Source organism: Desertivirga arenae, from assembly GCF_017355785.1.
In the GTDB taxonomy this organism is placed as follows: Bacteria; Bacteroidota; Bacteroidia; order Sphingobacteriales; family Sphingobacteriaceae; genus Desertivirga; species Desertivirga arenae.
Genome location: NZ_JAFEWE010000005.1, coordinates 25,250 through 49,080, shown reverse-complemented (window position 1 = coordinate 49,080; position 23,831 = coordinate 25,250). Strand labels below are relative to the sequence as shown.

General features: G+C 41.0%; 13 protein-coding genes. 8 read left to right on the top strand and 5 right to left on the bottom strand.

Annotated features, from left to right (window positions below):
• The first annotated feature begins 484 nt into the window (after nucleotides 1–484).
• The 6 genes from J4N24_RS12190 to J4N24_RS12165 are packed head-to-tail and all read left to right on the top strand — an operon-like array spanning nucleotide 485 to nucleotide 13,469.
• Nucleotides 485–3,661 (top strand): SusC/RagA family TonB-linked outer membrane protein, encoded by a 3,177-nt coding sequence (locus tag J4N24_RS12190; RefSeq protein WP_207533967.1) that lies wholly within the window; start codon nucleotides 485–487, stop codon nucleotides 3,659–3,661.
• Between the two features lie 9 nt (nucleotides 3,662–3,670).
• Complete coding sequence (locus J4N24_RS12185; RefSeq protein WP_207533966.1) at nucleotides 3,671–5,566, top strand: RagB/SusD family nutrient uptake outer membrane protein; 1,896 nt, start codon at nucleotides 3,671–3,673, stop codon at nucleotides 5,564–5,566.
• 29 nt (nucleotides 5,567–5,595) lie between these two features.
• Entirely contained in the window at nucleotides 5,596–8,502 is a 2,907-nt protein-coding gene (locus tag J4N24_RS12180) for a SusC/RagA family TonB-linked outer membrane protein (protein ID WP_207533965.1), read from the top strand.
• Nucleotides 8,503–8,533: 31 nt separating this feature from the next.
• A complete protein-coding gene (locus J4N24_RS12175) occupies nucleotides 8,534–10,297 on the top strand; it encodes a RagB/SusD family nutrient uptake outer membrane protein (protein ID WP_207533964.1) in 1,764 nt (587 codons plus the stop codon).
• 38 nt (nucleotides 10,298–10,335) lie between these two features.
• Nucleotides 10,336–11,307, top strand: coding sequence for a DUF5627 domain-containing protein (locus tag J4N24_RS12170; protein ID WP_207533963.1), 972 nt, complete (start codon nucleotides 10,336–10,338; stop codon nucleotides 11,305–11,307).
• Nucleotides 11,308–11,330: 23 nt separating this feature from the next.
• Nucleotides 11,331–13,469, top strand: coding sequence for an endo-1,4-beta-xylanase (locus J4N24_RS12165; RefSeq protein WP_207533962.1), 2,139 nt, complete (start codon nucleotides 11,331–11,333; stop codon nucleotides 13,467–13,469).
• A 425-nt stretch (nucleotides 13,470–13,894) separates the two neighbouring features.
• On the opposite strand, the gene J4N24_RS12160 is transcribed toward J4N24_RS12165, so the two are convergent.
• From J4N24_RS12160 to J4N24_RS12145, 4 genes are all read right to left on the bottom strand, one after another.
• A complete protein-coding gene (locus tag J4N24_RS12160) occupies nucleotides 13,895–15,010 on the bottom strand; it encodes an alpha/beta hydrolase-fold protein (protein WP_207533961.1) in 1,116 nt (371 codons plus the stop codon).
• 191 nt (nucleotides 15,011–15,201) lie between these two features.
• Nucleotides 15,202–16,023 carry a CE1 family esterase gene (locus tag J4N24_RS12155; protein WP_207533960.1) on the bottom strand — a complete coding sequence of 274 codons (822 nt, stop codon included), beginning with the start codon at nucleotides 16,021–16,023 and terminating at the stop codon, nucleotides 15,202–15,204.
• Nucleotides 16,024–16,034: 11 nt separating this feature from the next.
• Nucleotides 16,035–18,428, bottom strand: a complete 2,394-nt coding sequence (locus J4N24_RS12150; protein WP_207533959.1) for a glycoside hydrolase family 127 protein — start codon at nucleotides 18,426–18,428, stop codon at nucleotides 16,035–16,037.
• 171 nt (nucleotides 18,429–18,599) lie between these two features.
• Nucleotides 18,600–20,387 (bottom strand): glycoside hydrolase family 43 protein, encoded by a 1,788-nt coding sequence (locus J4N24_RS12145; protein ID WP_207533958.1) that lies wholly within the window; start codon nucleotides 20,385–20,387, stop codon nucleotides 18,600–18,602.
• A gap of 335 nt (nucleotides 20,388–20,722) precedes the next feature.
• Here J4N24_RS12145 and J4N24_RS12140 point away from each other — a divergent pair, with 335 nt between their 5' ends.
• Nucleotides 20,723–22,297: a glycoside hydrolase family 43 protein gene (locus J4N24_RS12140; RefSeq protein ID WP_207533957.1), complete on the top strand. Its 1,575-nt coding sequence runs from the start codon at nucleotides 20,723–20,725 to the stop codon at nucleotides 22,295–22,297.
• Nucleotides 22,298–22,673: 376 nt separating this feature from the next.
• Nucleotides 22,674–23,039, top strand: a complete 366-nt coding sequence (locus J4N24_RS12135) for a DUF2200 domain-containing protein (RefSeq protein ID WP_207533956.1) — start codon at nucleotides 22,674–22,676, stop codon at nucleotides 23,037–23,039.
• 142 nt (nucleotides 23,040–23,181) lie between these two features.
• On the opposite strand, the gene J4N24_RS12130 is transcribed toward J4N24_RS12135, so the two are convergent.
• The gene (locus tag J4N24_RS12130) at nucleotides 23,182–23,778 is read right to left on the bottom strand and encodes a histone H3 family protein (protein ID WP_207533955.1); all 597 of its coding nucleotides are present in this window, start codon (nucleotides 23,776–23,778) and stop codon (nucleotides 23,182–23,184) included.
• Nucleotides 23,779–23,831: the final 53 nt, after the last annotated feature.

The following is a 23,831-nucleotide window of genomic DNA, read 5'->3' as shown; positions in this document are numbered from 1 at the left end:
TATTTCATGCTAACGTTTGCACTGTTTCCTTGTAAACCGCCTCAAAACCCTTTAAAACCTTGTTTTTTGAACAATCGCTTCATCCTTTTATTCAAATCTTGCACCTCTTAAAACTCCTTCCGGCTACCTTCGAACAAACGAAATTATAACCTACTGAACTAACTATGATGCTTCCGATTACAGACACTTGACGTAGAGCAATGGAAAAAATGACTTTGATCTAGTGATGAATTAGAATTGTGATGATGGAACCTACCTCATTGTGATTTTTACTTTATCCCTAATTAAGTCTGCTACAGTTGAAGAGGCTTCAATTGTAAATTAATTGAACCAATTATTGACTAAACAAAAATTATATGAAAACAAGTCGCAATGTTTCCGAAAGGTGGTGGTTTCTTCTGCCATCAGTACTATACCTGTCTTCCTTGCAGAGGTATGAAAGTAATTCGAACCAATTCTATTTTTCTCTAAATGAAGTGAAGTAATGAAAAAAAATGCCAAGTTATCTAATAACTACGACCACAAATACAGTAACTCCCGACATCCTATAACCAAATTCTTTCTGGCTCTGATAATTATCGGCCTGCTAGCAAATACTGTTTACGGGCAGCAGGTCCGTAATGTAAAAGGTATAGTAATTGACCAGCAGCAAAATTCAGTAATAGGAGCAATCGTGGCCGTTAAAGGTTCTTCTTCTCGCACCTCAACCAATGCAAAGGGGGAATTTTCATTTAATGTGCCTATTGATGCTAAAAGTCTGATAGTAACTTATGTAGGCATGATCGCTCAGGAGGTTAATATTGGAAGCGACAATTATGTTAAGGTGATCATGAAGGATGACCTGACAAAACTTAACGAAGTTGTCGTGGTTGGTTATGGTACTCAGAAAAAAGCCAGTGTAGTAGCCGCCATCGCCCAAACAACTGGCAAAGTATTGGAAAGGGCCGGAGGGGTATCTAGTATTGGAGCTGCACTAACTGGTAATGTGCCTGGAGTGGTAACAACGGCAAGTACAGGCATGCCAGGAGATGAAGATCCGGAAATTTTAATTAGGGGAAGGAGTACATGGAATAATACGAGTCCCTTAATCCTGGTGGATGGGATCGAAAGGCCAATGACAAGTGTTGATATTGGATCTGTAGAATCCGTTTCTGTACTAAAGGATGCTTCTGCTACAGCCGTTTTTGGAGTAAGGGGAGCAAATGGGGTTATCCTTATTACCACCAAAAGAGGTCGCGATGGCCAGGCAAGTATTCGGGGAACTGTAAACAATGTGGCTAAAGTACCTTCGAAATTGCCTGGTAAATATGACGCTTACGATGCTTTAAGAATTAGAAATCAAGTAATTGAATATGAGCTGGCTCTGAGGCCAGAAAGTTGGAACGACTATCTTCCTCAAGCAGTTATTGATAAGTATCGTTTCCCTGCAAATCAGACTGAGGCAGAACGCTATCCTAATGTTAACTGGGATGACGTTTTGTTTAAAAGCTACGCTACAGCGCATAACGCAAATCTTAATATCTCCGGTGGCACCAATAAAGTAAAGTATTTCGCCAGTGCAGATTATTTATATGAAGGCGATTTGTTTAGGAAGTTCGAAAATAACAGGGGATACGAACCCGGTTACGGTTTTAATCGTTTGAATATGCGTAGTAACCTGGATTTCCAGTTGTCTAAGTCGACAGTTCTTCGGGCAAATCTCTCCGGTTCAAGAGGGGTAAAAAAGATGCCTTGGGGCGCTTCAAACAGTGATTACTCTTATTGGATAGCAGCTTACTCTACCGCTCCGGATGTATTTATGCCAAGATATGCAGACGGAACCTGGGGGTATCATGCGCCTAACGTACAACGAGGCCTTAACTCTGCACGGTTGTTGGCAGTAAGCGGACTAGAGTACACTACTACTAATCGTATAACAACTGATTTTACCTTAGATCAGGATTTGGGTAAAGTGATTAAAGGCTTAAACTTTAAAGGAACAATTGCCCTTGATAACACTTTTGTTGAGGGAGACCGTGGTGTTAATGACCTTTATAATGATGTTCAGTCGAAATGGGTAGACCCTGAAACCGGACAAACAACTTACCAACTGGCTTTTGATGCCACCAACCGTTTCGATTTTCAAAACAGTATTAATTGGGCTACAAGTGCGGGATCTGTTCAGAATTGGGCAACCTTTCGTCGCCTCTTCTATCAAGCCCAGCTAAACTATTCCAAATCCTTTGCCAAACACAATTTTACGGCGATGGGCCTTTTCAATCGTAATCAGGATGCAACAGGTAGCGCTATCCCTTTCAATCGTGAAGATTGGGTTTTCAGAACCACATACAACTATGCGAACAAATACATGATCGAATATAATGGATCCTATAATGGATCATCCAAATTCGGTCCTGAGAACCGCTTTGCCTTTTTCTCCTCAGGTGGATTAGGATGGACACTATCGGAAGAAAAATTCATGAAGCCTTTGACATTTATTAATAATCTGAAGATCAGGGGCTCTTATGGAGAGATTGGTGATGATAGCGGCGGCGATCGTTGGTTATACTTGACTCAATGGGGGTACGGCGGACAAACAGACCTGGGAATTACCGGTGAAGGCTCAGAAACAAGTCCTTACGTGTGGTATAAGGAGAACGCGTTAGGAAACCCTGACATACGTTGGGAGAAGGTTCAGAAATTGAATGTTGGTGTTGATTTCGGATTTTTAAAAGGCTTTATCTCAGGAAAGGTCGATTTCTTCAAAGACAAGCGTTCCGACATTCTCCTAACAGGAAACAGAAGGGCAATTCCCACGTTTTTTGGAGCTGTTGCGCCGACAGCAAATCTAGGGGCAGTAGAGAACAAGGGCTATGAAGTGGAGGTAGCTGTCGATAAAAAATTAAATCCGGATTGGAGAGTTTGGGGAAATGTTAATTACACGAGGGCAAAAGATAGGGTCCTTAATGCCGATGACGCACTGTTACTGCCAGGATATCAAAAGCGCGAAGATATGCAGATCAGTCAAACTTACTCCCACGTAAGCGCAGGTTATTATAATACTTGGGATGAACTTTACGCAAGTACCATGACTGATAATGGCGATGCTCAGAAGCTTCCAGGGAATTTCCATATTCTGGACTATAACGCGGATGGCATCATTGATTCGAAGGATAACATTCCATATGCATTCCCCTCAGTCCCTCAACATACCTTTAATGCCACGATGGGCTTTGACTGGAAAGGTTTCAGTGCATTCGTTCAGGTTTACGGAGTAAATAATGTCACTCGTCAGGTAGTGTTTGGAAGTCTATCCAGCCAGAACCATTTGGTTTATAACGAAGGATCATACTGGTCGAAAGATAATACAAATGCAGATGTACCCCTACCTCGTTGGTTATCTACCCCTAGTAGTTATAATCCCGGTAGCAGGTTTATGTTTGACGGGTCTTATATCAGGTTAAAAAATGCTGAGATAGCTTATACGTTCCGCAGGGAAAACAGCTTTGTGAAAAAAATAGGGATTGCAAGTATGAGGGTGTTTTTCAATGGGAATAACCTCGCTGTATGGACTAAAATGCCCGATGACAGAGAATCAAATTTTGCCGGCACTGGATGGGCTTCTCAGGGTGCTTACCCTACTGTTAAGCGCTTCAATTTAGGCACAAATATCACTTTTTAAGATTATACCATGAAACAGTATATAAAACCAATTATATCATGCCTTATCGTTTGGACTTGTATGGTTTTTTCATCATGCGAAAAGTACCTTGACAAAGATCCCGAAACGAATATTTCCGAAAAGGAAGCATTTAAGAATTTTACCAATTTCCAGGGGTTTACGGAAGAATTGTATAACTGTATTGTTAACTTCAGTAATAACTACTGGACAAACTCCTTCAACTGGGGAGAAGATGAAATAACTTCTACTGCTGGAAATTTTCATTTTATACATAAGATAGACGACGGCAACTTTTGGGGCTGGCAGTCTGAGTTTGACGGCTGGGGTTCAGGGTGGATGAATCAGAGCGATTTTACAACCAGCACTTCTCAGGATAACCGTTTTAACAAAGACCTTTGGAATGCAGCCTGGTATGGCATTCGTAAAGCTAACATCGGCCTGGCAAATATGGATAAGATGACAGATGCAACACCTGAAGAAAGGAATTTGGTAAAGGGACAATTGTTATTCTTCAGGGCATGGTTCCATCACCGCTTGATGGAGTATTTTGGTGGTCTTCCTTATATCGACTATGTGCTTCCCAGCGCGGGAGCAGTGCGATTGCCTCGTCTTAAATACAGTGAATGTGCTGATAAAGCTGCTGCCGACTTCAGAGCTGCCGCCGATTTATTGCCGGTAAACTGGGATAACACCGCTCCTGGTAGAAGAACCTTGGGTAAAAATGCGCTTCGTATAAATAAGATTATGGCATTGGCCTATTTGGGTAAGAACTACTTATGGGCGGGAAGTCCATTAATGAACTACGAGTCTACGGGAAGCAGAACCTATAATGCCGAATATTGTAAAAAGGCAGCGGCAGCTTTCGCTGAGTTATTAAATTTAACTGAAGGGGGAACAACTCAGTATAGCCTGGTAGCCTTTACAAATTATTATAAGAACTTTTATACCACTGGCGAAGGTTGGGCTCTTCCAGGAAGTTCGGAAGCTATTTTCAGAGGCCCCTATTATTCCGCTAATAACTCGAACTGGGGTACTAGTAAGCAGTATACACCTGTTGTTATTTCCGAGGGTGATTTAAAATTTACACCAACAGCGAATTACGTTGATAATTATGGGATGAAGAACGGCCTTCCAATTCCTGATATAACAAAGGCTGATGCTGAATCAGGATACGACCCGCAATTTCCTTGGAAAAATAGAGATCCTCGTTTTTATAATGATATCGTTTTCGATGGTGTGAAATTTGTTCAGGGGGCAATTCCAAACGTAAATGAGCAAGGAAACCGGTATGCTAACCTCTATACAGGAGGTAGTTACAGAGACGTCGGAACAGGAAGCCGTACCGGGTATGTACTTCGTAAATTCATTCCAATTACAGCAAACAAGTACGATAATGGCTACGACTGGGGGTATAACTTGCACATTTATGTGCCTTATATGCGATTAGCCGATGTTTATTTAATGTATGCTGAAGCGGCTCTGATGGGTTACAATTCTCCAACTGGTAAAGATCCGGCCTTTAGTAAAAATGCGGTGGAAGCCATTAATGTGATTAGGGCAAGAGCTGGAGTTGATGCCGTAAATCCTAAGTTCCTCAACTCTACGGAAGCCTTTTTACAAGAGGTACGGAGAGAAAGAGCTGTTGAACTTGCTTTTGAAGGACATCGTTTTAACGACCTGAGAAGGTGGCTTTTACTAATTCAGCAACCTTACACATTGAAGAAGTCTGTGGAATTTGATCGTACAGGAACTTTTAATACCGCCGATCCTACCCAAAACAAAGTGGCCAACTTACGTGAAGTAACACTGCTGGAAAGGAATTTCTCAGAAAAGCATTACTGGTTACCTCTTAAAAATAACGATGTGAACATGTATGCCGAGTTTAAACAAAACCCAGGTTGGTAGTAGATTTTAAATATCTAAAAGAGACGAAAATGAAGCAATTAAAAATAGGAATAGCACTATGCCTCACTGTCGCAACGGGATTGTCAGGGTTAAGTTCGGCAAAGGCTGCGATCGATATAAAGAGTAAGTCGATTATTAAAATAAAAAAAGGCCCGAAAGGCTCAGAAATAAAAGAACTTGATTCGCTTGATGTAAAAAATGACAAAGATTCCCTTGTCCAGGTAGCTTTTAAAAAAGTTAAAAAGGCTGATTTGTTAGGGGGAGTTTCGGTTGTGAATCTTTCTCAATTGATGGAAAAGAATTATTCGACCTACAGTTTGGAAAACCTTGAAGCCTTAGCCCCTGGTTTTCATGGAAATATTTGGGGAAACAACAGTTATTTAGTTTTAGTGGATGGTGTTCCACGCGATGCTAATAATATAATGCCTACCGAAATTGATCAGATCACGGTTATGAAAGGGATCGGATCGGTGGCACTCTATGGGAGCAGGGCAGCAAAAGGTGTAGTTTATATCACCACTAAAAGAGGCGGAAATTATGGGCAGCAAGTGAATGTTAGAGCAAATGCGGGTGTAAATGTACCAACAGCCTACCCGGAATATTTGGGATCAGCAGAGTACATGACGCTATACAACGAAGCACTTCGAAACGATGGGTTAAGCAGTTTATATACTCCCAACGACATCTATAACACTTCTGCCGGTGCCAATCCATACCGTTATCCTAATCTCAATTTCTACTCGTCCGATTATTTGAAAGACAGTTATAATCGCTATGATGTAACAACGGAGATTTCAGGTGGTAATGATAAGGCACAATATTATACCAACCTTGGTTACTGGTCAAACGGATCCCTGCTAAACTTTGGCGAAGCAGCCGATAATGGAGGAGCTAATAGGTTCAACTTGCGGGGAAATATTGACATGAAGCTTAACCGGATCATCAAATTAAATGTAGACGCAACAGCAAGCTTTTATACCGGAAAAGGCGTTAATGCAGATTACTGGGGAAGTGCCGCTACCGTCCGTCCGAACAGGTTTTCTCCGCTTATTCCAATTAGTATGGTTGAAAATGGTGATGATCCTTCCACGATCTATGTTAATAACAGTAATTATATAATAGACGGAAAATATCTGCTGGGTGGAACACAATTGGATCAGACAAATGTGTTCGGAACCATCTATGCCGGGGGATCAAATAAAAGTATAAGCCGGCAATTCCAGTTTAACACAGGAGTGGATTTCGATTTGAATGGTTTGCTGCAGGGACTGTCTTTTAAATCAGCTCTAGCCATCGATTATTTAACTTCCTTTACGCAGGGGTACAATAACAATTACGCTACATATCAAGCTTCCTGGAATAATTATGCTGGTTTTGATCAGATCAGTGCTCTTACTAAATTTGGTGATGATTCTAAAACTGGTATAGAGAACATCAGTAGCAGTTATTATCGTCAGAATATCGCCTTCTCTGGTCAGTTTGACTATAATCGTTCATTTAATAGAAGACATAATTTTTCTGGTACTTTATTAGGGTATGGCTTCCACATTGGAGAATCGGGCAGTTATCATAAAACTAATAATGCAAATCTGGGCCTGCAGTTAGCCTATAACTTTAGTCAGAAATATTATGCTGATTTCAGTAGTGCATATGTTTATTCAGCCCGGCTACCCGAGAAAAACAGAGGCGCTTTTTCGCCTACTATAAGCCTTGGTTGGAGATTAAGTGAGGAAAGCTTCCTTAAAGATAACTCCGCAGTTGATGACCTGAAACTTACAGCCTCTGCAGGTATTTTAAACACCGATCTGGATATAACAAATTACTATTTATATCAGGGTTATTATACCTATAACGACGCCGCCTGGTACAGCTGGAAAGATGGGCAGTTGGTTCATAGTTTTGATAGAAGACGGGGTAATAATTTTGACATGACTTTTCCGCAAAGAAGGGAGATTAACTTTGGCCTGGAGGGTTCCTTTTTCAACAATTCCATATCATTCACTGGGAATGCGTTTTTCAGCCAAACGAAGGGGAACATCGTTCAGCCAACTTCACTTTATCCTAATTATTTTTCAACTGGTTTTCCTGTCTATTCAGATATCCCTTTTGTAAATTATGATAATGATCAGCGCAAAGGCTTTGATCTTGGTTTGAATTTCAATAAGAAGCTGGGACAGACGAACTGGAGCCTTGGTTTGAACGGTACTTACTATCAAACTGAAGCAAGAGTAAGAGCTTCAGATAACCAATTTGTGGATGAATATCAACTCAGAGTAGGAAGACCTCTCGACGCTATATTTGGACTGCAAAGCGCGGGGCTCTTCATGGATGCTTCAGATATTGCCAACTCTCCAAGCCAATCCACTTTAGCTTCAGGTGGCGTTAAACCAGGCGATATTAAATATAAAGATCAGAATAATGATGGTATTGTAGATACACGCGACGAAGTTTACCTTGGAAGGGGAGGATGGTCTGGCTCACCTTTAACCTTAGGCCTAAACCTAACTGCAAAATGGAAAAACCTTACATTTTTTGCTCTCGGAACAGGACGGTTTGGAGCTTTTGCAATGAAAAACAATTCTTACTTCTGGGTCGACGGACAGGACAAGTATTCGGCTGTGGTGCGCAACCGCTGGACCGAGGACACAAAAAGCACAGCCACTTTCCCAAGGCTTACTACCGGTACCAGTGATAACAATTATCGTAACTCAGATTTTTGGTTATACAGCACAGACAGATTTGACCTTGCAAAGGTGCAGGTTTCTTATCAATTCCCCGCCCGCTTATTAGGTAAGGGATTTATCAGGGAATTTGGGGCCTACGTAAACGGGTTTAATTTGCTCACTGTAGCAAAAGAAAGAGAAATTATGGAACTAAATATCGGCTCCGCTCCACAGACCAGATTTTACAATTTGGGCGTGAAAGCCATGTTTTAATTGAGGGATCGATAAACTAAATTTTATTTAAATGAAAAAGATATTATTAATCTGCTTATCAATCGTAGTGTTGTTTAGCAGCTGTGAGGATATGTTCGAGCCTGAGATTGAAAACAACCTGGAGCTGCAAAACGCTTATACCAATGCAACGTATGCTCAGGGCCTTTTATTAAATGGATATACACGTATTCCAACAAACTCATGGTCTTTCAATGAAGTAGCTACCGATGATGCAGTTACAAATGACCGTAACAGTGGATTTCTCAAAGCGGCTACCGGGCAGTGGACCTCTATGAACAACCCTTTTGATCAATGGCGAAATAGCAGGTCTGCCATCCAGTACCTTAATCAGTTTTTCGCTGTAACCGACAGCGTTACCTGGGCAGTAGATCCTGTCATCAGCAAAATGTTCAACGACAGGATGAAGGGTGAGGCTTACGGATTAAGAGCGCTATTTATGTTTTATCTACTACAGAGCCATGCTGGTAAGGCAGCTAACGGAGAGTTACTCGGAGTCCCGCTATTGCTACAGCATGAGACAGTGACGTCCGACTTCAATCAACCTCGTGCCACTTTTGAAGCTTGCTTGGAACAGTTATATTCAGATTTAAATAAAGCTGAAGAGCTATTGCCTGTCGATTATACAGATAATAGTCCCGTACCCGCAAAATATGCAGGCGTTAATCCTGATAATTATCACCGGGTTTTCGGGGCAAGTTTCATGGGCCGTATGACGGGGCGTATAGCGAAAGCAATCAGAGCAAAGGCAGCTTTATTGGCTGCAAGTCCAGCATTCAATAGCGGAGCTTCTAAATGGGAAGCCGCAGCAAATTATGCGGCAGAGGTGATCGACCTAGGTGGCGGATTATCTAATTTAACGAGAGGAGACAGCAATAATGACCTTCAATGGTATAATACAACGGGAGGTATTGATGCGCTTGCTGCCGGTGCGAATTCCCCTGATATTTTGTGGAGGGGAAATGTGGGTACAAGCAACGATCTGGAAAGGAACAACTTTCCCCCAACTTTAAATGGTAGCGGAAGGGTTAATCCAACTCAAAACCTCGTTGATGCTTTCCCTATGGCTAACGGTTATCCCATTTCTGATCTGGCAAACTCCGGGTTTAATGCTGGTACTCCATATACCGGGCGCGACCCACGATTAAACCTTTTTATTCTTGTAAACGGCAGCACTGCCGGGACTTCGAATTCGGTAATAAACACTTCAGCCACTAGCCCCACCAATGACGGTTTAAATAAAGTTGAAACATCAACAAGAACTGGTTATTACTTGAGAAAGCTTTTAAGGCAGGATGTAAACCTCAACCCTTCATCTACCACAACTCAAAAGCACTTTAACCCTCATATCCGGTATACAGAAATGTACCTTGCATATGCTGAGGCTGCTAATGAAGCCTGGGGGCCTTTGGCCACCGGAGCACATACTTATTCTGCTTACGATGTGATTAAAGCCATCCGTAGGCGAGCAGGAGTAGGAACTTCTAATGGCGATCCCTATTTGGAATCAATAAAGGCTGATAAAGATGCGATGAGAAACTTAATCAGGAACGAAAGAAGACTAGAACTATGTTTTGAGGGTTTCCGATTCTGGGATTTGCGAAGATGGAACAGCAATCTGAATGAAACAGCGAAAGGGATTAGTATTTCAGGTTCAAATTACTCTATTATTAATGTGGAAAACAGGTCCTATGATAACTACATGATTTATGGTCCAATTCCTTATACCGAAACGGTTAAATATACTAATCTATTACAAAATGCCGGATGGCAATAATTACGGTATTAAACACTATTGATTTTAAGAAAGAAAAAATGAAGAAGTTATTATTAATGGTACTGATAGCATCCGTTTGTTTAAGTTCTTGTAAGAACGGTGACTGGGAGTTTGATGATTATGAGTTTCAATCGGTTTATTTCGCTTACCAGGGGCCTGTAAGAACTATAACACTAGGTGAGGATGTCTTCGACACCTCCCTGGATAATGAGCATAAGTTTGAAATTTTTGCAACAATGGGAGGAGTATACTCTAACAAATCTGATGTAACAGTTGGCGTTCAGATTGACAATTCACTTGCCGCTAATAAAGCTTTCAATACGGGTGGCGATATTGTTGCAATGCCATCAAGTTACTACCGCCTTACGTCTAATCAAATTATTATTCCTAAGGGTAAAATAGCGGGAGGGGTGCAGGTAGAATTATCTGATGCTTTTTTTGCTGATCCTCTTTCTTTAAAAAATACTTATGTGATTCCGGTGCGAATGACCAATGTTCAAAATGCAGACTCAATAGTAGCGGGTAAAAATTATGTTTTATATGCCGTGAAATATATTAATCCATGGCATGCAAACTATCTAAGAAGAGGAAAGGATGTAGTAACCGGAAAAAATGGAAATACATCACTGAATAAAACGATCGTAAGACATAAGCAATACGTAGAAGACGACGAAGTTTCGGGACTAAAGACAAATTCTCTTGCCGTTGCCGAGTTCCCTGTCATTTTCAAGGATCAGAATAACCAAAATATCACTTGTAAGCTTCAATTGAATTTCGATAATAACGGAAATTGTTCCATTACTAATGGTGGAGATAATAGTTTCACAGCATCCGGAAGTGGGAAGTTTGTGAAGAAGGGCGAGAAGAACAGTTGGGGAGCTAAAGACCGGGATGCTCTATATCTAAATTACCAGGTAGATCTAGCCGCAATGCATGTTGTTTCAACAGATACGCTGGTTGTACGTGATCGTGGGGTAAAGATGGAAACCTTTACTCCTGTAAGCAAATAGTTTAAGCTTTAAAAGATATTAGAATGAAGAATATAAATATATTGGCACTAAGCCTCGCTGCCTCAGCGCTGATGGCTTCTTGTACAAAAAGTGAGCTTCTTGATTATCATGTCGATAAACCTGCCAGTTTCGCCCAGCAGGAGCTAATTGACGCATACCAACCATTGAAAACTTATTTGAAAGCCGACCCGACCTCTAATTTCAAACTTGGTGTTGCCTTGTCTCTTTCAGAGTATGTTAACAAAGGCGTGAAGTATAGACTAGCTAATACCAATTTCAATGAAATTGTTCTGGGGTATGAAATGAAACATGGAGCGGTAGTTCAGGCGGACGGAAAACTATCCCTTGATAACGTAAAAACCCTGCTGGAGACTGCAAAAAACGCAGGGATGGCGGTTTATGGACATACACTTACCTGGCATGCAAATCAGAATGCTACCTATTTAAATAAACTTATTGCACCACTAATAATTCCCGGCCAAAGTACGCCTACCTGGGACCCTGTTACCGAAGCAAATTTTGAGACAGATAACAATTCAAATTACGAGTCAAATGCAAATGCAAAGCTTTCTTTTACCCCTGCAGGGCAAGGCGCAGGGGGAACGGGAAGAGCATTGAAAATAACGAATGATGTGGTTCGAGCAAACGACTGGGATGCGCAGTTTTTTATTAAATTCAGTCCTGTTGTAGCGGTAGGGGAACAATATGAGTTAAGTATGGATGTAAAGGCTGACGCAGATGTAAGTTTCCCAACTCAGGCGCATATTGTTCCTTATTCTTATAAATTTTATGACTTTTTTGGAAGTATTCCCGCTAAAACTACCTGGTCAAAATACACTAAAGCTATTACAGTCACCCAGGACATGGCTGCGAGTGGAGCTATCGCGTTTAATTTAGGTAAAAATGCGACAAGTTATTATTTTGATAATATTTCTTTGAAAAAGTATAATGCCAAAGGCAGCGGGAATGCGGGCTATTCGTTCTTTTTTACAAATCCATCGGCCAAAAACTTTTGGGATGCTCAGGTTGCTTATGATTTCCCCGCTTTACAAAACAACAAAGAGTATACCTTAAAGATTGTGGCAAAGGGAAGTGTTGAAGGTGCTATACGTGCAGAGTTACAGTCGTCGTCGGATTATTCTTCAAACTCTTTTGGAACCCTTAGTTTAGGCAATGCATGGAAAGAGTATGAACTGAAAGTTACTACTTCAAAGGCTGATCGTAATAGGTTCATAATTAGTTTCGGAGATTATGCCGGGACTGTTAATATAGACAACGTAAAATTAACTGCAAGTGGAAGTACTGAAAATCTAATCGCTACTTCTGATTTCGAATCAGGAGTAGGTAGCTGGGGTGGTTGGGGTAATGGATCAACTCGTGGTCTCTCAGCTCAAGGCCAGGGTTTCGGTGGTGCACTTGATCAGATCATTGAAAAAACACCTGCAGAAAAGAAAACAATAATTACCAACGCTCTGAACCAATTTATTTCGGGGATGGTTGATACCTGCAAATATTATGTTAAAGCCTGGGATGTTGTCAATGAGCCCATGGATGATGGCCGTCCGTCCGAATTAAAAACGGGCGTGGGTAAAAAGCTCGCGGAAGATGAGTTTTACTGGCAGGATTACATGGGTAAAGATTATGCAGTGGAAGCATTTAAGATAGCTCGTCAACATGCCAATCAAGGAGATAAGCTTTTTATTAACGATTATAATCTGGAATATAGTATTGCCAAGTGCCGTGGCCTGATTGAATATGTGAAGTATATAGAAAGTAAAGGTGCTGTTGTAGACGGTATAGGAACTCAAATGCACATTGATATCAATACTGACAAGGCCAAAATTGCGGAGATGTTTACTCTACTTGCTGCAACCGGCAAATTGATTAAGGTGTCAGAATTAGATTTAGGTTTAGGCAATGTTAAAACGCCGGACGCTACAGAAGCCCAGTACAAGGCGCAGTTAGACATGTATAAATATGTAATTGAGAAATATTTCGAGCTTGTACCGAAAGCTCAGAGATATGGAATTACGATCTGGAGTCCTACAGATAGTCCTGCGAGCTCAAGTTGGAGAGCAGGAGAACCAATTGGCCTGTGGACAGAAGGTTTTACACGCAAACCTGCTTACATGGGTGTTGCCGACGCTCTAAAAGACAAATAATAATAACTAATCTTTTAACCAGGAGTGATTCTTTTAAGAGAATCACTCCTGGTTTTTTTTATGAGGAAATTCTATAAATATTTCTCCAATAGCTGCCATTGCTTGTACTTAATGCTCTGCCACCTCTCCAGCTAAATAGAAATTTCTCTTCCTTATATTAGTTCTAATGATTTTTATTACGTAACAACTCCTGGCAGGGAACCTCTGCTTGTCCTGTGAAGGAGTCGAAAATGTAACTCCCGCCTTCTCAAATGCACGAATTAATCGGATCTGAATTTTGCTTGTTGTGTAATTAAACTCATTCGCTTAGGTAGTAGGGTAACTGCAGAGATTATGGACCTTGTGAAATTGCGATAAATTAGATTGGAGAAGCTCAGATGGAGAATAGCCCTGCATTTTCCTCTGAGCTTAAGCTTTAGAAGCACCTAGTTAAATAGCAGCGGAGCTAATTCTCTTAAACTTCTTCTCCAGGTAAGAAATTCGTGAGCAGTATTATCAGAAACATAAGACACTGCGTTATAACCCGCTTCTTTTAATGCTGCTACAGCATTTTTTACACCTTCTGGCCGTTCTTTACTGCCACAGCTAAGAAAAATTAAACGAGGCTTTGCTTTATCCTTAAGTTCGGCGGGGTTAAAGGTCCCTCCACTTAACAAGGCGTAATAACCAAATAAGTCAGGCTTGTTAAGTGTTATTGTATGCGTCTCCATGCCTCCCATAGACAAGCCCGCCATAGCCCTGCTATCTCTATTTGCTAGTGTGCTGAAATTTGCATCTACATAGGGGATAAGTTCTTCAGTAAGTACTGTTTGAAATGCATCAATTTTAAAATTTCTCATTCCTCCCCATTTTATTTCATTCGTCATGCCGTAAGTCATCACGATTATAAATGGTTTAACTTTTCCTTCAGAGATAAGGTTATCCATGATTAAGTTTGCGCGGCCCTGATTACTCCATGCTGTCTCATCTTCACCCCATCCATGTTGAAGATATAGTACCGGATATTTCTTTGAGCTTTTTCCATATCCTGGAGGGGTGTATACATAAGCTCTTCGCGAGGTATTAGTGCTTTTTGAAGGGAATAAAATCTGTTGAACATTCCCGTGCGGCACATCTTTAAGCGCATAAAAATCCTGATCCTTCGCAGGGATCTCAATGCCACTTTCCCATCTGGTAGAGCCGTAGAAGTTTAAAGCGCCGGGATCATTGAAAGTTCCTCCGTCAATGGTTAAATGGTAATAGTGAAAGCCTTCATCCATAGGTCCAGAAGTGGTGCCGGTAAAGAAACCATCCGTTCCCTTGGCGAGGCGGGTTCCTCCCTGGCCTCCTAATCCAAGGCTAACTTTTACACTATCGGCTTTGGGAGCATGAATCCGGAATCGCGCGTAGCCCTGAGAATTAACTTGTGGAAATTCTTGTCCCGGCTGGTTTAAGGCTGAGGGTTTGAAATCATCTTTTACACTTTCAGAACTAGTCTGTGCCCCGCAAATTCCGGTGGATAAAGCGAGGGATAAAGCAATAGTAATAAATTTAAGGCTCATATCAGTTTGTTAGTTAAAAGAACTAAAGTAAGGCTGGCCAAAAAAGTCTAATGCTAAAATTGTTCAGTCTTCTAGCAGGAATGTTCAAGGGGCTTTCCAGAGGGTAGACTCCCCACTGGCATTGGTTAATAAGAATAATTGTGATAAGGATTTGTGTTGCCCAGGTCTAAAATAGTGCTAATGCTGATAAACTAAGGTTTTGAGGTAGGAAGAGAATAGTTCTTGCAAAACTTCCAGATCTCCTCACTCGTATGTACTCCATTTACTACGTCATTAGAAATCCAATGGCCTTTTCCCTTCAAAGTTAATAATGCCATTGCAACTCCATTTGCTCCGGCATTCCAATAAGTTTTACTTGCTATCGAGTTAGGATTACTAGCAGGGTAGGGATTGGTAATCATGGGTGTTTCAGAGCAGCCATTTCTGATTCGCCAGGCATTCATGCAAGCTTCTACTCCGCTGTAGCTTACAACATCGTCTGTTGTTCCATGAGTGTGAATAATTGGTACTGGTCGGGCACTCTCTGTATTTTGGCCCCTAAGCGGATAACCGCTTATTGGAGCAAAGGCTGCAATTTTATCAGAAATACGATTTGCCGCAAAGTAAGTCATCATTCCTCCCATGGAAAAGCCAGATAGATAGACCCGGTTGCGATCAATTTTGTACCGGGCAGACATATTGTCTATAATGGAAAGAATGAAATCAAGGTCTGTTGAACCTGAAATATCCCATCTTTTATTAAGACCATCGGGAAACACGACTGTAAAACCAGCTGTATCCGCCACCTGTTCCCATTTGGCTTGAGCCTTTTGATATGCGGCGTCCTGGTTAAAACCGTGCATTGAAATAATTAAGGGTCGATTAGCGGGTAGATTTGCTGGCACATGTACAAGAAAGTGTCGTGTTACGCCACCCACCTGAATTTCTTCAGCTTGCACGGCAAGTGAAAAAAACACGAGACAATATATAACAGATAAAAGCTTTCTTATTGATCTTAGTGATGTAGTTTTCATTATATACTTAATTATTTCCTTACTAATCTCACATAATAAACAGGTCCTGCAATATTTCCTTGTTGGCCCTGGAATTTCACAATGATCTTTTCTTTTCCTTTCAATATAGATTCGGGAATGGAATATTCGACTTCCTGGAACTGTTGCTGGTTCCATTTTCCAGAAATGTCTTCAGATGCAAGCTTCTTATCATTAATATAGATGTCAAATTTTCGATTTCCTGATTCAGCTCCCCAGTAACGAACAATAAGGCTTAGATTGGTTTCCTTATTCGTGGAGAGGGAATAGCTAAAAAAACCATCATTCTGCGCACTTCGCCAGAACTGGTCCATCGTATTCCCAGTATTCGAGTTTTGCTTCTGAATAAAATGATCGGCTTCTGGTTGCTGTTCTCCTGGTGCAACAAAATCAACGGTTCTTTTTTGAAGAGCAAGATTAAATTCCTCAATTTTCGCTACCGAGTCGAGATATGATTTGTACTGTTTGTTGGATAATCCCATCCAATACATCATATATCTTGAATCGTGAATTTTATAGAATGGCTCTAAAACTACATCTGTCGGATTTACTATCTTAACTCCTGTTAATTTGAATGTCAGCGGTTTTCCTGAAACAGGCGTTAATTTATTCCCAAGAGACTCAATATTATCTTCAATTAGTATAGGAGCTTTATCAACAGCAAGCTTTTTTCCGCTCGCAATGTGTCCCCAACGACTATCGCCTGCTATTAAACCCCTTAGGTCTTCTGTTCCAGTTTTAGCTCCCAGAAGGATTGGCCCATGCATGAAAGCAATATAATTTGGAACATTTGGTAAATGTTCAACCGTGGTATGCATAGGAAGCATAACATCCACCCGGTCACCTTTTTTCCAGGTGCGATTTAGGGATACATAGGAAGAAGGTAATGCCTTAGTTTCTACAGACTTCCCATTTACCAGTACTTTGAACTCTCCTTCTTTCACCCATTGGGGATACCGGATCTTTAATGCGAAGGAACCTTTTCCTTCGGTAATTTCGAGGCTTGTCTGAGCTTGATAAGGAAAATTTGTTTGTTGTTTAAGTTTGATTCCCTTTTCTTTCCAAGTTAACTCTGATGGTAAAAAAAGATTAACAAAAAGATCGTTATTAGTGTGTGTATAAATAAATTGCCCGTATTTTCCATGGTTCTCCATTCCACTTCCTACGCAACACCACATTCCTTCATTAGGGGAGGAGTATACACGGTAATGGCGCGGGCGAGCTGGGGTAAAATAAACATATCCTCCATGGGTAGGGTGTTGAGTTGATAAGATGTGATTATAAAGCGCCTTCTCATAATAATCGGCATATCTGGCTTGCGGGTCCACTCTAAAAAGATCTTCCGTAAGCTTCAACATGTTATAGGTATTGCAAGATTCAGGACCTTCTACATCATTCACAAAATCAATGTTGGCTCCCCGACTTGGAAAGAACTCTCTCCTGCTATTCCCCCCAAGGGCAATCGAGCGATTTGTGGTAACAGTCTCCCAGAAAAAGCTGCCTGCTTTTTTATACGTCTCATCCTTAGCAATCTCTCCAATCCTCTCAAAGCCAATGGCCTTGGGTACCTGGGTGTTAGCATGCTTGTTGTCAAGGTTATCAGTTGAGGCGGCCATTGCATCCAAGAGCATTTTATGTGAAAATCGTTTCGCAGCCCTTAGGTACTTTTCCTCGCCGGTCATGGCATACGCATCAGCATAAACTTCGTTCATGCCTCCATGTTCATTCCCCAGCATTTCATTCATTTTACTGTCTGAAAGACTGGATGTAATATCAATACCCCAATCGCAGAACTTAAGGAACATTTGTTTTGCCTGTTCGCTACCTGTATACAACCATGCGTCTCTTAATCCTGCATAGGTTTTATGGACATTGTACCAGGGCACCCAGTACTTCCAGATCAGGCTAACATCTCCTGATTTAATTTTGGGCCATATTCCAATCCCATTTGGAACCGCTCCCACATATCCTCTGGCCCAATCTGGATAGGTTGAGGTATTGGCATCCTGACAGGCTTTTAATTCTCCTATAATATAATCCAGGCGCTTTTTGCACTCCATATCTCCGGTTGCAGCGTAATTGATTGCAAGCGCGGAAATATAGTGGCCACCAACGTGTCCGTCGAGGTCTGCCCAATTTTGAAAAATCGCGGCTTTGGAAGGAAGTCCTGCCTCTTTTCGGTAGCCTGCAAACAGTCTGTCTACGTCATATTTCAAAAGGGTTTGGATATTAAGGTCCTGGGCATGTTTAAAGGGGCTTTCCAGTAACTTTACGTCTTTTAGAGAGAATTCGTTCGGATAGAGCTTGGTCTGCGCTTTTAAAGCAGAGGCAGAAAATAGGCAAAAAAATGCCTGCGCCGCAGCAAGTTTCCTTATAGTATGTTTCATTTTTTAATTGGTCTATTTGTGTTGTTGTTTGTTTTATTGGTTATGGCAACAGCACCTAAGATACTGAGTTCGCGCTTCAATAAAAATTTTAGGCAAACTAACTCGCTAATAGAAAAGAGAAGGGCGATTGCATCCAATCCAGACCCTTCTCGATTTCACATTTAAAGGAGATTAAGGTTGGGTAGCAGAGGTGTTAACTACCGGTTGCCCTTCTAAGTTCGGTTGAATGTCATTTCCTGCAGTGGCGTAAAGGCCAATCAGACTTCCAGTAAATCCGCCGGCAACATTGGTTGTAAGAATATCTCCGGAAACAGTCCCACCAAGATTTTTGAAATTTTGTTTATCAGTAGAGTAGTTAAAACGATAGGTATCTCCCTGGGCTTCTACCTGCAATTGAACGGGCTTCCTGGTATCGACCTTACTGCTCGCAAGCACGGTAGTGTTCCCCTTTTCTGTTCTGGCAAGGACAATGTAGCTATTGTTCCCTTTTTGAGTGATGCCAAAAACGTAGTTGAAACGTTCACTTTGGTAACAAACCAGTCCCGCCATGTCTTTTTCTGACTTTGGAGCATATTTGAGGGTTACTGTAGCCTCGAAGGTATTATGCTGCTGACGATAAAAGAGCGTTGAAATTGGTGCTACTGCTTTAATGTTTTTCTCGAATGGCGTAACTGTGAGTCCATTTTTCGTCTGAGAGACAAACCCTTCTCTTGGTCCGCGGATGCCAATCCATTTGTAATCTAATTTTCCATTAGTAAAATTATCAGTAAAACTAAAGTTACCATTTGGAAGGAAACCATTTTGTCCCGTTTGATTTTTTACTCCTGCAGGCATTTTAATCTTTGGTTTAAGAGGAACAAGGCCGTTTTCAAAAACCGGAAACTCTCCGCTCCAGTCGACGGGCAACATGAAGGTTTCCCGTCCAGTTGTTACTTGGTCTTTCTCATTCGGTCTGATTCCCAGGAATACTCCATAGTATTTACCATTAGGGCCTTCTACCAGGTCAGCGTGACCAGCCCAATCCATTTTGTTCGCTCTATTTTTTGGAAAGTGCCTTTGAGTTAAGATAGGGTTGCTTGGCGCTGGCCTGAATGGTCCTTTGGGACTATCACTGACGAAAATTACCTCACTATGCCAGTCGCCTGTACCTCCTTCTGCACACATCAGGTAATACCTTCCATTTTTCTTGTAAAGATGAGGTCCTTCGATCCATATAGGTTTCAGACTGATATCTACCCCTCCATCAACAATAATCTTATCAGAACCCTCTATCACCTTATCGTTTTCCAGATCATAGTCCCATATTTTAATTACACGGTGACCTTCATAAAGTGCTTTGTCTTTTGGGGGCGCATCATTATGTAATACATAGGCCTTTCCATCATCATCGAAAAATAAAGAAGGATCGATACCATCGAATTTAAGCCTAACCGGATCGCTCCATCCTTTAGCAGGGTCTTGTGTCTTTACAACTATATTACCCATGCCCGCTGAAATTTGGGTAGTGATCATATAGAAGGTATTATTATTCTTGTTGTATTTAATATCGGGTGCATATACTCCTGCAGAGATACCGGTATTTTGTACTTTTAGTTGTGAAGGTCTGTCTAATACATGTCCGATCTGTTTCCAGTTAACCAAATCATTAGAATGGAAAATAGGAACACCTGGAACCATAGCAAACGAAGAGTTTACCAAATAGTAGTCATTGCCTTTCCGGGTGATACTGGGATCAGGATAGCAACCTTGCAGAACTGGAGTGTAAAACTCGTCGTCTTTCAATGGATTTTCGTTATAAATACGATCGTTCCCTTTGTAGGTAAATTGAGAGAATACAGGTGCATCTTTGGATGATTTAACAGTAGTTTGCGAAGTTGCACTTGAGCAGATGACGATGGAGGAGATAAATGCAGCTGCTAGTTTGTTCCCCCAAAAGGTCGACAGTTTAGTTGAACTCATTAATAAAAAGGTTATTTAATTGATTTGATAAAAGTATTTGTTGTTAGTTATTCTATTTCAGGATCAAAAATCGCTGAAGGTTTACTCTTAGAGGGATACTGATGAAGATGTTTATAGCACAAATGTTAAAATGCTTTAATTGAGCTTTTAATTGAGTATGGGCTGCACATTTGTTCTATATCTTTCCACATTTATGCAGTGTCCCCTTTGTTATCTCAAATAGTTTTGTTTTTGCAGGAGTCGCCCTCTTTGTCAGCAACTCTTAAGCATCAGTTTTGGAAGTTCTATCTTGTTGGTCCTGATATGAATCTTCCTTAAATTACACAACCAAATTTATGAAAGGAAATATTTTACATTTTTGTCTCTTAGCCCTTGGCGTTGTTATTGGTTTATCTGTTAACGGCCAGACGGCTCAAAACCCCATTATTCATGCTGACGTGCCCGACCTTTCTATGATAAGGGTTGGGGATACCTATTATATGAGTAGTACAACTATGCATATGAGTCCAGGTGTACCCATAATGAAATCTAAAGACCTCGTAAACTGGCAACTTGTTAGTTATGCATATAATACTTTGGACGATGTTGATGAGTTAAATCTTACAAATGGTAAAAGCACTTATGGACGCGGCTCGTGGGCAAGCAGCCTTCGATACAATAAGGGAACTTATTACGTATCTACGTTTGCTCAAACTACTAACAAAACGTATATCTATTCAACCAAAAACATAGAGAAAGGACCCTGGAAAGCTGTTTCTTTTAAACCTGCTTTACACGATCATTCCTTGTTCTTTGATGACGATGGAAAGGCTTACATGATCAATGGAAGCGGAAAAATTTCCCTAAGAGAATTAACAGAGGACTTAACAGGAGTTAAAGCCGGAACGGAAAAGGTGATAATTGAGAATGCTGGCTTACCCACGGGCCCAGACGCTGGAGGACTACCCGCTGAAGGTTCACAGATGTTTAAAGTGAATGGTAAATATTACCTTTTTAATATTAGCTGGCCAAGGGGGGGGATGAGGACTGTAATTGTGCATAGGGCAGATAAAATCACTGGCCCATATGAAGGGAGAGTAGCCTTGCAAGATAAAGGAGTTGCTCAGGGCGGACTCATTAGCACTCCAAAAGGAGAGTGGTATGCTTATTTGTTCCGGGATTTCGGAGCTGTAGGACGAATTCCGTATTGGGTCCCGGTCAAATGGGAGGATGGTTGGCCAGTTCATGGAATAGAGGGGAAGGTGCCAGAAAAACTTAATCTGCCAGCGAACAAAGGAATCAATCCTGGAATTGTGGCGTCAGATGAATTTTCTCGTCATAAGGGTGACGCAGATCTTCCACTGGTATGGCAATGGAACCATAACCCAGATAACAGTCTTTGGTCTGTTAAAACCCGATCTGGATTTTTAAGATTAAAAACAGGCAGGGTAGATACCTCCATTCTCCTGGCTCGTAATACACTTACTCAACGCACTTTTGGTCCCGAAAGCGCAGCAATTACTGCTTTGGATGTATCAGGAATGAAGGACGGTGACAGAGCGGGTTTGATCTTATTACAAAGAGATTTCGGTTGGGTGGGTGTAAAAGCTGAAGGGGGAACCAAAACCATTGTAATGATTAACACGGTGAACCGGAAAACTGTTGAAGTACAGGGAGTGCCAATAAACCAGAAAATAGTATATCTAAAGGCTGATTGTGATTTTAAAAACAGGGCGGATAAGGGGTACTTCTATTATAGTCTTGACGGAAGGGCATGGAAGGCGATAGGTTCAGCTCTTTCTATGTCTTACTCAATTCCTCATTTTATGGGCTATCGTTTTGGCCTGTTCAGTTACGCAACAAAAAGTCCGGGAGGATACGCAGACTTCGATTACTTCCGCCTGGAAGATAAGATTTCAGCTTTAAAGTAGACAAGGCAGTTTAATTAATGCAATAATTTGAATGAAAGACTGGACAGGTGCGAACTGTCCGGTCTTTTTTATTTTCCACCATCCTTTGCTAACAATATTGAACTTGCTTTACAAAAATGAGGATCAATGCATATTTTTAGTATAAAAAGAAACCGCCCCTGATGAGAGGCGGTTTAAACCAATTTTATAACCAATTAAGAAGGAGGGAATTAAGGAAGTGTAAAGGTTTTTGCCCTCGAGTTCATATCTCAAAGTTACTGCTACATACTTCGAGATAATGGGACAGATGTTCGAGATATGTGTAATTATGTTCTTATCGTGCCAATAACTAACTTTATAAATTCTCAGATATCTGAAATCTAAATTGATTTGAAATATGAGCACTTCTAGTAATCACGACGAGCGCATGGCAAAAATGACTTTTGCTTCTGTATATCCTCATTATTTGGCTAAGGTTGAAAAGAAGGGTAGAACAAAAGAAGAATTACATCAGGTTATTGAGTGGCTAACCGGCTATGATGAAGAAAAACAGCAGGAGCTTATCGAACAGAAAATTACTTTTCAGACTTTTTTTCAAAATGCAAAATTAAATCCAAACGCACACTTAATTACAGGTCTAATCTGTGGTTACAGAATTGAAGAAATTGAGAATATTACTACGAGGCAAGTTAGATATCTCGATAAATTGGTGGACGAGTTGTCCAAAGGTCGAAAAATGGAAAAAGTATTAAGAGGTGTTTAGTTGCAAAGCTTGGTCAGCAGGAAAGCTTCAGATAGCGTTGCTTTCACGACTGGCATAGAGGTCTTGTTGAAGTCGATAGAGTACAACAGATCGAGGTAAATTATGAGGAATAAGGTGAGTGTTTCTGGCTTATCATGTAGCCTTAAGTTGAGACACCGGGAATGGGTACTGTGGTCGCTACTCCTTTTGCCTCCTCCAATAGCCTGGAAATTTGATATTGGGAAAGAGAGAATTGAGGTTCATAATCGAACCCGTATTTATTCACAAGGTCGGCCTTAGAAATAATTGCCCCTCTGCTTGCACCAAAGTCTCCAATTATTGCATGTTGGAAAGGGGCTCTGACCTCTCCTGAATAAAGTCGTTTGAAGAATGATATATCTATAATGTATCCCCCAAATTCAATCCAAAAGTGCGCTTTCTGTCTTACCTGAACAGAAACTGTTTTCCCACTTGTAGGAAATGCCTGTGTGATTGAAAACAACTCCACCCCTTTATACTTTAAAGTACCGGCAATTACGGCAACAGGAAATGTTTCGTAAAGCTCGCCAGCAAATATTGAACTAAGGATAGCAGCGTCAGTAATGCTGGGAAATGTTTCCAAAACTACCTGCGATTTGTTTAAAATAGCCTGCGCCTCTTCTCCGGTAAGAACAAATGCTTCATACCTATTTATAAACTGCTCTGTAAAATTATCCCTTAAAACACTCTTCAGAAGGAGTAGTCTATTTAATGTGTGCAAGTGAAAAAAATTATAATTTGATGTATTTTTTGACCTCTGACTATTGGGTCATC

Excerpts from the sequence above, each read along its gene's own strand:
- J4N24_RS12180 (WP_207533965.1), top strand. The coding sequence starts at position 5,596 with ATGAAGCAATTAAAAATAGGAATAGCACTATGCCTCACTGTCGCAACG.
- J4N24_RS12185 (WP_207533966.1), top strand. The coding sequence starts at position 3,671 with ATGAAACAGTATATAAAACCAATTATATCATGCCTTATCGTTTGGACT.
- J4N24_RS12150 (WP_207533959.1), bottom strand. The coding sequence starts at position 18,428 with ATGAAACATACTATAAGGAAACTTGCTGCGGCGCAGGCATTTTTTTGC.
- J4N24_RS12175 (WP_207533964.1), top strand. The coding sequence starts at position 8,534 with ATGAAAAAGATATTATTAATCTGCTTATCAATCGTAGTGTTGTTTAGC.
- J4N24_RS12135 (WP_207533956.1), top strand. The coding sequence starts at position 22,674 with ATGAGCACTTCTAGTAATCACGACGAGCGCATGGCAAAAATGACTTTT.
- J4N24_RS12190 (WP_207533967.1), top strand. The coding sequence starts at position 485 with ATGAAAAAAAATGCCAAGTTATCTAATAACTACGACCACAAATACAGT.
- J4N24_RS12165 (WP_207533962.1), top strand. The coding sequence starts at position 11,331 with ATGAAGAATATAAATATATTGGCACTAAGCCTCGCTGCCTCAGCGCTG.
- J4N24_RS12145 (WP_207533958.1), bottom strand. The coding sequence starts at position 20,387 with ATGAGTTCAACTAAACTGTCGACCTTTTGGGGGAACAAACTAGCAGCT.
- J4N24_RS12170 (WP_207533963.1), top strand. The coding sequence starts at position 10,336 with ATGAAGAAGTTATTATTAATGGTACTGATAGCATCCGTTTGTTTAAGT.
- J4N24_RS12160 (WP_207533961.1), bottom strand. The coding sequence starts at position 15,010 with ATGAGCCTTAAATTTATTACTATTGCTTTATCCCTCGCTTTATCCACC.
- J4N24_RS12140 (WP_207533957.1), top strand. The coding sequence starts at position 20,723 with ATGAAAGGAAATATTTTACATTTTTGTCTCTTAGCCCTTGGCGTTGTT.
- J4N24_RS12155 (WP_207533960.1), bottom strand. The coding sequence starts at position 16,023 with ATGAAAACTACATCACTAAGATCAATAAGAAAGCTTTTATCTGTTATA.